8 protein-coding genes are annotated in these 12464 nt (G+C 73.1%); 3 read left to right on the top strand and 5 right to left on the bottom strand.

Annotated features, from left to right (window positions below):
• Positions 1-102: 102 nt before the first annotated feature.
• Complete coding sequence (locus tag ARTHRO9V_RS13770; RefSeq protein ID WP_159827943.1) at positions 103-633, top strand: GNAT family N-acetyltransferase; 531 nt, start codon at positions 103-105, stop codon at positions 631-633.
• A 30-nt stretch (positions 634-663) separates the two neighbouring features.
• Here ARTHRO9V_RS13770 and ARTHRO9V_RS13765 read toward each other — a convergent pair whose 3' ends face one another.
• On the bottom strand, positions 664-2472 hold the full coding sequence (locus ARTHRO9V_RS13765; RefSeq protein ID WP_159827941.1) for a PQQ-binding-like beta-propeller repeat protein: 1809 nt from the start codon (positions 2470-2472) through the stop codon (positions 664-666).
• A gap of 109 nt (positions 2473-2581) precedes the next feature.
• On the opposite strand from ARTHRO9V_RS13765, the gene ARTHRO9V_RS13760 reads away from it, so the two are divergent.
• Positions 2582-4129, top strand: a complete 1548-nt coding sequence (locus ARTHRO9V_RS13760; RefSeq protein WP_056043796.1) for an APC family permease — start codon at positions 2582-2584, stop codon at positions 4127-4129.
• Between the two features lie 176 nt (positions 4130-4305).
• Here ARTHRO9V_RS13760 and ARTHRO9V_RS13755 read toward each other — a convergent pair whose 3' ends face one another.
• The gene (locus tag ARTHRO9V_RS13755) at positions 4306-4998 is read right to left on the bottom strand and encodes a peroxiredoxin-like family protein (RefSeq protein WP_123571349.1); all 693 of its coding nucleotides are present in this window, start codon (positions 4996-4998) and stop codon (positions 4306-4308) included.
• 197 nt (positions 4999-5195) lie between these two features.
• Between ARTHRO9V_RS13755 and ARTHRO9V_RS13750 the strand changes: the two genes are divergently transcribed.
• A complete protein-coding gene (locus ARTHRO9V_RS13750) occupies positions 5196-5660 on the top strand; it encodes an MSMEG_6728 family protein (RefSeq protein WP_159827939.1) in 465 nt (154 codons plus the stop codon).
• A gap of 35 nt (positions 5661-5695) precedes the next feature.
• On the opposite strand, the gene ARTHRO9V_RS13745 is transcribed toward ARTHRO9V_RS13750, so the two are convergent.
• The 3 genes from ARTHRO9V_RS13745 to ARTHRO9V_RS13735 form a co-directional block, all read right to left on the bottom strand.
• Positions 5696-6412: a peroxiredoxin-like family protein gene (locus ARTHRO9V_RS13745; RefSeq protein ID WP_159827937.1), complete on the bottom strand. Its 717-nt coding sequence runs from the start codon at positions 6410-6412 to the stop codon at positions 5696-5698.
• A 333-nt stretch (positions 6413-6745) separates the two neighbouring features.
• Positions 6746-7522: an Fpg/Nei family DNA glycosylase gene (locus tag ARTHRO9V_RS13740; protein WP_123571347.1), complete on the bottom strand. Its 777-nt coding sequence runs from the start codon at positions 7520-7522 to the stop codon at positions 6746-6748.
• A 3-nt stretch (positions 7523-7525) separates the two neighbouring features.
• Positions 7526-12457 (bottom strand): DEAD/DEAH box helicase, encoded by a 4932-nt coding sequence (locus tag ARTHRO9V_RS13735; protein WP_056043783.1) that lies wholly within the window; start codon positions 12455-12457, stop codon positions 7526-7528.
• Positions 12458-12464: the final 7 nt, after the last annotated feature.

The raw sequence follows: 12464 nt of genomic DNA, 5'->3' as shown, positions 1-12464 counted from the left end.
TGTTCCAGAACGAAAAAGGCCCCTCCCATTTGAGCATCGTCGAGAGGCTTGGGAGGGGGTCGATTGATTCGAGCTTAGCCGAACGGCCCTAGCCTTACGTGCATGTCCGAGGTCGAACCGCCCATCGGGGCCGTCGAGACGCGCCCTGCCGAGGCGGCCGATCTCGAGGCGTGCCTGGCCGTCTGGGTCGCGGCGTGCGCCGCACGCGACGGGCAGGCGTTCGAGGGGGTCGCCGAACGGGCCCGACCGAAGTTCGACGCGGGCGTAGTGTGGCTGGTCGCGGACGGTCCCGACGTGGACGGGCCCGACGTGGACGGGCTTCGTGGCGTCGACGGTTTCGTGCTCGCGACGCGGCCCGGCAGCGGTTTGCCGGGCGACCCCGAGGACGCCCCCGTCGTCGGCCTGCTGGCTACCAGGCCCGGCGCCCAGGCGCGCGGGCTGGGGCGTGCCCTCCTGAGGGAGGCGACCCGCCAGCTCGGCGCGCTCGGTCACCGCCGCGTCGTCTTGCACGCACTTCTCGACAACGTCGCCGCGGTCGGGCTCTACGAGAGCGAGGGGTGGGTGGCCGCGGGCGACCCGTTCGAGCACTCGCTGCTGAAGCGGCCCACGCAGCGGTTCGACCGGCTGCTCTGAGCCGAGCTCGTCGGCGCCGCAGCCGTGACGTCAGCGGTCGGCCACCGCCGTCGGATCGGCCAGGCGTCGGACGACGCCGTCCTGGGTCACGACGACCAGGTGCTGCCCCCAGAACTCGTACGTCAGCACGTCGTCACGCGACGTCCGCCAGAGCTCGCGGCCGCTCGACCGGTCGAGGGCGACGATCGCCAGACGCCCGTCGACCCCGAAGGTCTGCTGGTAGACGGTCGTGCGGCCCTGGGCGAGGGGTGCCGAGTACCCCGGCAGGGTCGCCTCGAAGACCACGCGCCCGTCGTGGGCGTCGAACGTCGTCACGGTCGAGGTCTCGTCGCCGAAGTCGCTGGACGGTGAGACGGTGACCTGCACGTCGTCGAAGGCGGAGCTCGGCGAGGGGTTCCACCCCGACTGCACCGTCTGTCCGCGGGCGACCGGGACCGTGGTCGACCACACGGTCTCGCCGGTCGAGGGCGACAGGCAGGTGACCGCGCTCCGATCCACGGGTCCGTCCGCGTCGGCGGTGTCGCCCGCGTCGTCGGTGTCGCCCGAGTCGTCGGAGCCCCTCGGCCCGGCGACCACCGGGTCGCCGCTCACGACGGGGGCCGTGACCGTGACGCACCGGTCCGACACGATCAACGAGGCGTCGCCCGACAGGTCGGCGGACCAGTCCACGGTGCCCGGCCGGTCCTGCGAGAAGGCGACGAGCTGCTGCCCGGAGGGGGCGGCGAGCGTCACGACGACGTGGTCGCCGGCCGCCTCCGGCCAGCCGTAGGTGTCGTCGTCGATCGGCAGGCGGTGCACGTCACCGGTGGCGGCGTCGATCACCCGTGATCCGTCGCCGGCCGTCGTCAGCACGTAGAACTCGTCGTCGACGAGCCTCACGGTGGCCTGCGACGGTTCGTCGGCCCGCCACGACACGGCGTCGGGGGCGTCGAGGGCACGGAGCTCGTACCCCGTCACGTCGCCCTCGTCGGTGGTCGGCCCCGAGCCGTCGGGCCCGAACCTCGTCCGGGGCTGGTGCGAGACGAGGACGGTCGTCGACGAGACCTCCTCGATGCGCGTCACCTGGTCGGGATCGGACGACTCGACCGCCGCCGACCAGTCGGTGACCTCGCCCGTCCGCAGGTCCAGCCGGGCCAGGGTCGAACCCGCGTCGACCTCGACGACCAGGGTGGCGGTGCGTCCGTCGGCGTCCGGCGTCACCCGGACCGACCGCACCGCCCGCCCCAGGGCCGTGGCCACGTTCGCGCTCCACACCACGTCGCCGGTGTCGCCGTCGACCCGGGCCAGGCGTCCTCCGGCACCCCCGCAGCGGTCGGACTGCTCGGCCGACTGGGCGGTGACGAGCGCGTCGTCGCCGACCATCCCGGCGAACGCGTAGTAGGCGCACCCCGAGGGCATGCCCGGCGTGGCCGCACCAGCCAGGTCGGTCCGCCAGACGGTCGCCGTGGGCTCGGACCGCAGGTCGTCGACGAGCATCGCGGGGCGCACCGGCTCGTCGTACCGCGGTTGCATCGCGAGGCCCGCGCCGGCGACGAGCGCGGTCACCACGGCGACGGCGCCGACCGTCAGCCCGAGGCGGCGAGCCCGGGAGGCGCGGCTCCACCCCCGGCGCAGCGCACGACCCGTCCGGCGTCCGACCGCCTGCAGCGGGGGGCGCCCCGCGCGCCGTCCTGCTCCGGTGGCCTCCACCCCGTCGTGCCCGTCGCGAGCATCGACGTCGGCTGCGTGCTCGTCGGGGTGACCGGTCGCGGAGGCGGGCGTCGCCGGGGAGCCGGCCCGCGCCTCCCGGGCTGCCGCCGGGCGCTCGGGACGCGTCGGCTGCCACGGTCGTCCGTCCACGATGCCCCCTCGCCCGCCATGCTACGAGACGCGGCCGGTCCGCCGGTATGCTGGCGCGTCGTCCCCCGAGACGGGGCGACCCCATCGCCCGCACCACCCAGGAGGCAGCATGAGCACCGTCCCCAAGGCCCGGGGTCTCAGCACCCTGTGGCGCACGAAGTCGGTCGAGTCGTCGCTCGCCGACTCGACGGGACCCGAGAACGGGCTGAAGCGCTCGCTCGGCGTCACCGACCTGACCCTCATGGGCATCGCCGTCGCGGTCGGGGCCGGCATCTTCTCGGTGGGCGCCAACGCCGCCGCGAACTTCGCGGGCCCGGGCGTGACGCTGTCGTTCATCCTCGCGGCCGTCACCTGCGGCCTGGCGATCATGTGCTACGCCGAGTTCGCCTCGACCATCCCCGTCGCGGGCAGCGCGTACACCTTCACCTACGCCACCCTCGGCGAGTTCCTGGCCTGGATCATCGGGTGGGACCTCATCCTCGAGACCCTCACCGGGGCGGCCGTGCTGGCCAAGTACTGGGGCATCTACCTCAGCACCGTGTTCTCCGGCTTCGGTCTCGACGTGCCCGACACCCTGTCGATCGGGCCGCTCGAGCTGAGCTGGGCGCCGTTCGTCATCGTCGCGTTCTTCACCGTGCTGCTCGTCCTGGGCACGCAGCTCAGCTCGCGCGTCGGCAGCGTCTTCACCGTGATCAAGGTCGCGATCGTGCTGTTCGTCATCGTCGTCGGCTTCTTCTTCGTCAAGTCGTCGAACTACACGCCCTTCGTCCCGGCGTCGCAGCCCCGCCCGGCCGGCGAGGGAGACGTCTGGACGCAGTCCCTCTTCTCGTTCGTCTCGGGTGCCGAGCCCGCGCAGTACGGCGTCTTCGGCCTGCTCGCCGGCGCCTCGCTCGTCTTCTTCGCCTTCATCGGGTTCGACGTCGTCGCGACCAGCGCCGAAGAGGTCAAGAACCCGCAGAAGACGATGCCCCGCGGCATCTTCCTGGGCCTGGCCATCGTCACCGTGCTCTACGTCATGGTGTCCATCGTGCTCACCGGCATGGTGTCGTACCGCGACCTCGCCGCCGTCGAGGCCCCGACCCTGGCCACGGCCTTCGACCTGGTCGGCGTCGGCTGGGCCGCCCAGGTCATCGCCATCGGAGCCCTCATCGGCCTGACGACGGTCATCATGGTGCTGCTGCTCGGCCTCGCCCGCATCGTCTTCTCGATGGCGCGCGACGGCCTGCTGCCCCGCTGGCTCGCGAAGACCTCGGCCGTCCGCAAGACGCCCGTGCGCGTCCAGGTCATCGCCGGTGTGCTCGTCGCCCTGATCGCCGGGTTCACCGACGTCGGCGTCCTGGAGGAGATGATCAACATCGGCACGCTGTCGGCCTTCGTGCTGGTCAGCATCGGCGTCATCGTGCTGCGGCGCACCCGGCCCGACCTCCCGCGGGCGTTCCGGGTGCCGCTGTCGCCCGTGCTGCCGATCCTGTCGGCGGTGCTCTGCGTCTGGCTGATGTTCAACCTGACCACGCTCACCTGGGCACGGTTCGCCGTCTGGCTCGTGATCGGCGTCGTCGTGTACTTCGCCTACGGGCGTCGGCACTCGCGGGTCGGTCTCGGCGAGGACGCCGCCGCCCCGGCACCCGCCGTCGACGCCGGTGGCCGTCCGAACTGAGCGGCACCGCCGACCGACGGAGGACCCCGTCCCGGACGATGCATCCCGATCCTTCGGGGGCCGTCGTCGGGGACGGGGTCCTTCGCTGTGTGCCCGGGGCGTGACCGGCGGGGCCGGGCCGGGCGCGCCTCCTCGGCCTCAGGAGGCGCGGTGCGGCGCAGGAGGCGCGGTGCCGGTCAGGAGGCCGGGGGCGTGTCGAGCGCGTCGACGGCGGCGACGACCTCGTCGACCTCGGTGCGGGTCGTGTAGTCGACGTGGACGTCGGCGAAGACGACCTTGCCGTCGCGGTCGACGACGAGGACGGTCGGGAACGGAACGTCGGCGGTCGCGTCGGCGTTGCTGTCGGCGACGTCGAATCCGAGGTCGGAGTGCACCGCACGGGCGGCCGCGACCGGCTCGGTCTGGATGCCCAGGGCCCGGACGAACACGTTGCCCGGGTCGGACAGCACCGGGAACTCGAGGCCGCCGTTCGCGACGGACCGTTCGCTGCCCTCGGGCGTCTGGGGGCTGATCGCGACCAGGGCGACGCCGCGCTCCCGCAGTTCGGGCAGCAGGTCGGCCTGGTAGGTCTTGAGCGTCAGGTTGCAGTAGGGGCACCAGGCGCCGCGGTAGAAGACCAGGACGGCCGGACCCTCGCCGACGGTCTCCGACAGCGAGACCTCGTCACCGGCGGTCGTCACGAGCGTTGCGTCCACGATGGTGTCGCCCACCCGGACGGCGGCCGCGGGGACCCCCGAGTCGCGCAGTCCCGACTGCTCGTCATCGAAGACCCTCGTGGCGTCCGCGCCGATCTCGGCGTTGAAGCCCTCGTTGAACTCGGTCACCTTGTCGGCGATGCGGGTGGGGATGGGGGAGTCGGCGTTCGACATGGGGTCCTCTCGACCGTGACGGGGTGCACCGGGTTCGGGCCGGTCACCTCGATCGAGGGTAGGCGGATGCGCGCCCGGGGGACCGCACGGGGCGGGGTGGTGTTCGCAATCGTCCGGCCGCGGCCCGGCTCGGGACCGGCCGGGCGCTCGTCCTCGGCGGCCGCACGGCGCCCCGCACGGGCGTGTTGGCTGGTGCGGTGCAGACCTTCCTCCCCTACGCCGACTTCCGTGCCAGCGCCGAGGTGCTCGACGACAAGCGGCTCGGCAAGCAGCGGGTCGAGACGCTCCAGGTCATGCGGGCGCTCGTCGTGCCCGGCTACGGCTGGCAGAGCCATCCGGTCACCGCGATGTGGCGGGGGTACCGGCCGGCGCTGATGGCCTACCAGGTCGAGACCTGCGCGGCCTGGGTCGCTCGGGGCTTCGCCGACACCTGCCTGGACAAGACCCTGGCCACCCTCGACGAGGTCCCCGCCGACGCGGCGGCGTTCCGCGCGGACGAGTTCGAGCTGCCTCCGTGGTTCGGTCGGGAGGACGTCCACCGCTCACACCAGTCGAAGCTGCTGGCGAAGGCACCCGAGGCCTACGCCGCGGCGTTCGGCGACGAACCCGCCGACCTGGACTACGTCTGGCCCGTGCCGACCTCGGGCGACGCGTCGCGGTGACCCGCGGGGTCACCGGACGGGGTGACCGGGCGGGGTCAGGCCGCGCGCGCCTCCAGCAGGTCGAGGGCGGCGACGATCTCGTCGACCTCGGTGCGCGTCGTGTAGTCGGTGTGGACGTCGGCGAAGACGACGATCCCGTCGTGGTCGATGACGAGCACGGTGGGGAAGGGGATGTCGCCCGTCGCGTCGGCGTTGCTGTCGGCGACGTCGAACCCGAGCTGGGTGTGGACGGTGCGGGCGTCGGCGCTCGGTTCGGTGCGGATGCCGAGCGCGCCGCTCAGCACGTTGCCCGGGTCGGACAGCACGGGGAACTCCAGGCTGCCGTTCGTCACCGACGCCTTGGAGCCCTCGGGGGTCTGCGGGCTGATCGCGACGAGCGCGACGCCGCGCTCCCGCAGGCGCGGCAGCAGCTCGGCCTGGTAGGTCTTGAGCGTCAGGTTGCAGTACGGGCACCAGGCGCCGCGGTAGAAGACGAGCACGGCGGGCCCCTCGCCGACGGTCTCGGCGAGCGAGACCTCGGTGCCCTGCGGCGTCAACAGTGTCGCCTCGACCACGGTGTCGCCGGGTCGCACGGCGTCGTCGGGCACGCCGGCCTCGCGCAGGGTGCTCTGCTCGTCGTCGAAGACCTTCGAGAAGTCGGGGCCGATCTGCGCGGTGAACCCCTCGTTGAACTCGGTCACCTGCTCGGCGATGGTGGTGGAGGCGGGGGTGCTGGCGGTACTGCGGGTGTCGGTGGGGTTGCTGTTCGACATGGTCGTCCTCTCGCGCTGACGGGCTCGCCGGGTACGGCCGTCGGGTGTCGCTGATCGTAGGCACGTCACCCCGGACCGACGCCGATCCGCGTCACGGGGCGTCACACGCGGCCGGACGGCCGGGCTCTCGGGCTCTCGGGCGCTCGGACCCTGCCCTGCCGATCGCCCCTGCATCCCGGCGCTGCTCGGCCGCCGACCCATGCCGCCACGATGTAAACATCCCGCCACACGATTGCGTGGCGGGATGTTTACATCGTGGTGGCGTGGTGGCGTGGTGGCGTGGTGGCGTGGCGGCGTGGCGGCCTGCCGGCGTGGCGGTCGGGCAGGCGACCGTCAGCTCTGGCAGTGAGGGCACCAGTACGTGTCGCGGAGTTCGAGTTCGCTCTCGCCGAGCTCGCCCCTCTTGATCTTGGTGCCGCAGCGCAGGCACGGTTTGCCCGCCCGGCCGTAGACCCAGTCGGTCGTGCCGCGGAGGTTGCCGGTCGTCGTGCGGTCGACGCGGTCTTTGTTGGCCTGGATCAGCCGGTGAGCGAGGTCGATCATCTTGGGCCGGTTCTCGACCTCGCCGACGGGACGGGTCGGGAGCACGCCCCTCAGGAAGCAGAGCTCGTTGCGGTACACGTTGCCGACACCCGCCAGCACCCGCTGGTCGAGCAGCGCGAGCCCCACCTCGCGGGACGGGTCGGCCTCGAGGTTGGCGAGGGCGCGCGCGGCGTCCCAGTCGGGGCCGAGGAGGTCGGGGCCGAGGTACGAGACCACGCTGTCGTCGTCGTCGCGGGCCACGAGCTCGACGATGCCGAGGTCGAACCCGACGGCGACCCAGTCGGCGGTCTCGAGCACGACGCGCGCCTGGTAGGCCGGACGTCTCCACTTCGTGCCGTGCCGGTAGACGTGCCACGAGCCCTCCATCTTGAGGTGCGTGTGCAGCGTCAGGTCGCCGATGTGGTGCAGCAGGTGCTTGCCGCGGGCGATCACGTCGTCGATCACCTCACCGCTGAGGTCGACGGTCGCGAACGCCGGCACCCGGAAGTCGCTGGCGGTGAGCGTCTGGCCGTGCAGGACCGCGTCGAGGTTCTTGGCGGCGCGGTAGACGGTGTCTCCTTCGGGCATCGGTCAGGCCCTCAGCCGGATGCCGCTCGGCGTCGGTGCGAACCCCGCGTCGCGCAGGGCGTCGCCGAGGGCGGTACCCAACACGAACTCGCCGTCGACCCGTTCGACCGCGAGCTTGCCGATGCGGTTGCGCACGGTGGCGGCCAGCGAACCCGCGGCCAGGGCGAGCTCGCGCTCGTCCGGCTCACCGAAGGTCAGCACCGTCTTGCCGCCGCGCTCCACGTAGACGACGAGCCGCCCGTCGACGAGCACCACGAGCGAACCGGCCTTGCGCCCCGGGCGGTGACCGGACTTCTTCTTGCCGCCCGCGCCTCCTGGGGTGTCGCTCGTCGCACGGTCGTCGCCCCCCGAGGAGGCGCGGGTCGAGCCGGCGGCGGAGCCCGCCTCGGCGCGCTCCCCGGCTCCGGTCGCCGTGGTCGCCGCCGCCGCGGTGGCGGCTCGTGCCGCCGCGCTCGCCACGGCCGCGGCCTCGTCGGCGGAGGCGCCGTCGAGCGTCTGCCCGGGCCAGGGCAGGGCCGCCCCGTAGGGGTTCGCCGGGTCGGTGGCGGCCAGGGTCACCACGGGCACGTCGCGCTGACGACCCGCGGCGACGAGGGTGTCGTCGTCGCGTCGGTCGCCCTCGTCGCGCACGAACGACCGCAGGCGGTCGACCGTGGGCCCGGTCGCGAACTGGGCCGCCCCGAGGCCCTCGACGAAGTAGCCCCGTCGGGCCCGCCCCGTCTCTTCGAAGCCGCTGAGCACCTTGTAGGCCGTCGAGAAGCCGCCACGGACGCCCTCGTTGACGACGGCGCCGCGGGTGACGACGCCGTGACGTTCGAGGAGGATCTCGGCCGTCGCGGCGGCGCGCACGGTGCCGTCGGGTTCGGCCAGCGGCAGCAGCGACCAGCGGCCGCCGACGGTGGGCGGGCCCGCCTGTCGAGGCATGGCGACCCGGCCGCGGCTGCGGTACGACGAGCGCGACCGCGTCGGGGTGCGCGGCCTCGGCGTGCGTCCGCCGCCCACCTGGGTGCGCAGGGGCGCGAACGTGTCGTTGGTGATCTGCCCGGCCCAGACGAGCTGCCAGATCGCGGTGACCAGGGCGTCGTCGTCGGTGCTGCCCACGGCGTCCGACAACTGGCGGAAGAAGTACGCCCCGCCACCGGCCAGGGCCGCCAGCACCTCGCGCTGCAGGTCGTCGGTCTCGGCTCCGGACGGCTCGGGCAGGGTGACCTGGGCTCCGTCGGCGAGGTGCAGGCTGACCCAGCCGTCGTTGCCGGGCAGGGTGCCGGTGCCGGACCAGATGACGTCGCCGGTGGCCGTGAGCTCGTCGAGCATCGACGGGTTGTAGTCGGTCACGCGGGCCGGCAGGATCAGGGACTCCCAGGCCGAGGCAGGCAGCGAGACCCCGCTGAGCTGGTCGACGACCTGCACGACGCCGTCGAGGCCGCGCAGGCCCGACCCCTTGAGCCCGGTGGCGACGTGCTGCCAGGCGGGCAGGAAACGCCCGAGCGTCTCGGGGGCGACCGGCTCGACCTCGTGCCGGAGCGCGGCCAGCGACTTGCCGCGCAGTCGGCGCAGCACCTCGGAGTCGCACCACTCGCTGCCCTGCTGTCGGGGGCGGAACTCGCCCTCGACGACGCGACGCTGGGTGGCGAGCTTCCGCAGGGTGTCCATCACGACGGCGGTGCCGAGGCCGAGACGGTCGGCCACCATGGCGGGAGTGAAGGGGCCGTGGGTGCGGGCGAACCGGCCGATGAGGTCGCCCAGCGGGTCGTCGACCGGTTCGACGAAGGCGGTCGGCACGCCGATCGGCAGGGCGACGCCGAGGGCGTCGCGGAGGCGCGAGGCGTCCTCGATGCCGGCCCAGCGCACCGTGCCGGCGTGGGTGAAGCGCAGGACGCGGTTCGACCAGGCGAGGTCGGTCAGGGCGGTCTCGAGCGCGCGGTGGGCGTCGTCGCGGGCGGCCACGTCACCGGCGACGAGAGTCGCCGCGAGCCAGCTGCGGTCGATGATCTCGTCGGTGGTCAGCGGGCCGAGCAGACGCAACAGGTCGACGACGCCCTCGATGTCGCGGGCCCGGCGGTCGGGGGCGAGGCGCTGCAGTTCGAGCTCGTGCTGGTCGATGACGTCGGCGTCGAGCAGCTCGCGCAGCTCGGCCCGGCCGAGCAGCTCTTGCAACAGGCTCGAGTCGAGCGACAGGGCGGCCGCACGACGCTCGGCGAGCGGCGAGTCGCCCTCGTACATGAAGGCCGCGACGTAGCCGAAGAGCAGCGACCGGGCGAAGGGCGAGGGCACCTCGGTCTCGGTCTCGACGATGCGCACGGTGCGGCTGGCGAGGTCGCGGGTGAGGCTCATCAGGGCCGGCAGGTCGTACACGTCCTGCAGCACCTCGCGCACGGCCTCGAGCACGATCGGGAACTGCGGGTACTTGCGGGCGACGTCGAGCAGCTGCGACGAGCGCTGACGCTGCTGCCAGAGCGGCGACCGCTTGCCGGGGTTGTACCGGGGCAGCAGCAGGGCCCGGGCGGCGCACTCGCGGAAGCGTGACGAGAACAGGGCGGAGCCGCCGACCTCTTCGGTGACGATCTCGTCGAGGTCGTCGAGCTCGAACGAGAACAGCTCGGCCCCGGGAGGCTCGGCATCGGTGTCGGGGATGCGCACGACGATGCCGTCGTCGGCAGCCATGGCCCCGCCGTCGACCCCGAGCTGGTCGCGGATGCGGGCCGAGACCGCCAGTGCCCACGGCGCGTGCACCTGCATGCCGTAGGGGGAGTGCAGGATGAGGCGCCAGTCGCCGAGCTCGTCGCGGAAGCGCTCGACCACGAGGGTGGTGTCGGTCGGCACGTACGACGTGGCGGCCTTCTGCTCGCCGAGGAACGCGATGAGGTTGCGTGCCGCGCGCTCGTCGAGCCCACCGGCGGCGACGCGCGTGGTGGCGTCGGCCTCGCTCGAGTTCGACAGCTCGCGGACGTAGCCGCCGATGGCCTTGCCGAGCTCGGCCGGGCGGCCGATGCCGTCGCCCTTCCAGAAGGGGACGCGACCGGGCTGGCCGTAGGCGGGCGAGACGAGCACGCGGTCGTGCGTGATGTCCTCGATGCGCCAGCTCGTGGCCCCGAGGGCGAACACGTCGCCGACCCGGGACTCGTAGACCATCTCTTCGTCGAGTTCGCCGACGCGGGCGGCCTTCTCGCCGACCATGAAGACGCCGAACAGACCCCGGTCGGGGATGGTGCCCCCGCTCGTCACCGCGAGGCGTTGGGCCCCGGGGCGCCCGGTCAGGGTGCCGTGCACGCGGTCCCAGACGATGCGGGGTCGCAGCTCGGCGAACTCGTCGGAGGGGTACTTGCCGCTGAGCAGGTCGAGGGTGGCGTCGAAGGCGGAGCGCGGCAGGGTGGCGAAGGGGGCGCTGCGGCGCACGGTGTCGAACCAGGCGTCGGCGTCGAGTTCGTCGAGGGCGACGGCCGCGACGGTCTGCTGGGCCAGCACGTCGAGGGGGTTGGTCGGCACGCGCAGCTCTTCGATGAGCCCGGCGACCATGCGCTCGGCTGCGACGGCGGAGTGGATCAGGTCGGCCCGGTGCTTGGGGAACAGGACGCCGCGGGAGGTCTCGCCGACCTGGTGCCCGGCGCGGCCGACGCGTTGCAGGCCGCTGGCGACCGACGGCGGCGACTCGACCTGGATGACCAGGTCGACCGCACCCATGTCGATGCCGAGCTCGAGCGAGCTCGTGGCGACGACGCAGCGCAGTCGGCCGCTCTTGAGGTCGTCCTCGATGAGGGCGCGTTGGTCTTTCGACACCGAGCCGTGGTGGGCCCGGGCGAGCAGGGGATCGCTGCCGGCGGTCTGCCCCGAACCGCCCATGAGCTGGGCGGGCGCCCCGCCGCCGACGGCCGGGTTGCGCTGCGCGGCGGGTGCCGGGGCGAAGGGGTCGACGGCGTCGGCGGCCGCGTCGTCGCCGACCGGGCCGGCGGTGACCAGCTGGCCCCGCGCCTCTTCGGTGGCACGTTCGGCGGCCTCGAGGTCGCCGCCCTGGCGTTCGATCCAGATGTCGTTGAGGCGGGCCGTGAGGCGTTCGGCCAGGCGGCGTGAGTTCGAGAAGACGATGGTCGAGCGGTGCGCGGCGATCAGGTCGACGATGCCCTCTTCGACGTGGGGCCAGATGGAGCCCTGCGGCGCGGCGCCGGCGGCCGAGCCCTCGAGCGGGGCGGCGGTGCCGAGCTCGGTCATGTCGTCGACCGGGACGACGACCCGCAGGTCGAACTTCTTGTCGGCGCGGGGGTTGACGATGGTGACCGGTGCCGGGCCGGCGAGGAACCGCGCGACCTCTTCGGGCGGCCGGACGGTCGCGCTGAGCCCGATGCGCTGGGCGGGTTTCTCGAGCAGGGCGTCGAGGCGTTCGAGCGAGAGGGCCAGGTGGGCACCGCGCTTCGTCGAGGCGACGGCGTGGACCTCGTCGATGATGACCGTCTGCACGCCCTTGAGGGTCTCGCGCGCCTGCGACGTGAGCATGAGGTAGAGCGACTCGGGCGTCGTGATGAGGATGTCGGTCGGCGTGCGGGCGAGACGGCCGCGGTCGCTCGAGCTCGTGTCGCCGGAGCGCACGCCCACCGTGATGTCGGGAGCCTCGGTGCCCAGGCGTCTCGCGGTCTGGGTGATGCCCACGAGCGGTGAACGGAGGTTGCGTTCGACGTCGACGCCGAGCGCCTTGAGCGGCGAGATGTAGAGGACCCGGGTGCGGTGCAGCTTCTCGTCGGGCGGGGGTGACGAGGCCAACGAGTCGATCGACCAGAGGAACGACGCGAGCGTCTTGCCCGAACCGGTCGGCGCGATGACGAGGGCGTGGTCGCCCTGGCTGATGGCCGTCCAGGCGCCTTCTTGAGCCCGGGTCGGCGCGGCGAACGCCCCCCGGAACCACTCACGGGTCGCGGGGGAGAAGCGGTCGAGCACGTCGGTCATCGTTGCC

This window comes from Frigoribacterium sp. 9N, assembly GCF_902506305.1.
Classification (GTDB): domain Bacteria; phylum Actinomycetota; class Actinomycetes; order Actinomycetales; family Microbacteriaceae; genus Frigoribacterium.
The sequence above is the reverse complement of the archived record's forward strand: the minus strand, read 5'-3'. Positions and strand labels throughout refer to the sequence as shown.

Coding starts and splice junctions, on each gene's coding strand:
- ARTHRO9V_RS13770 (WP_159827943.1), top strand. CDS start 103: ATGTCCGAGGTCGAACCGCCCATCGGGGCCGTCGAGACGCGCCCTGCC.
- ARTHRO9V_RS13760 (WP_056043796.1), top strand. CDS start 2,582: ATGAGCACCGTCCCCAAGGCCCGGGGTCTCAGCACCCTGTGGCGCACG.
- ARTHRO9V_RS13755 (WP_123571349.1), bottom strand. CDS start 4,998: ATGTCGAACGCCGACTCCCCCATCCCCACCCGCATCGCCGACAAGGTG.
- ARTHRO9V_RS13745 (WP_159827937.1), bottom strand. CDS start 6,412: ATGTCGAACAGCAACCCCACCGACACCCGCAGTACCGCCAGCACCCCC.
- ARTHRO9V_RS13740 (WP_123571347.1), bottom strand. CDS start 7,522: ATGCCCGAAGGAGACACCGTCTACCGCGCCGCCAAGAACCTCGACGCG.
- ARTHRO9V_RS13735 (WP_056043783.1), bottom strand. CDS start 12,457: ATGACCGACGTGCTCGACCGCTTCTCCCCCGCGACCCGTGAGTGGTTC.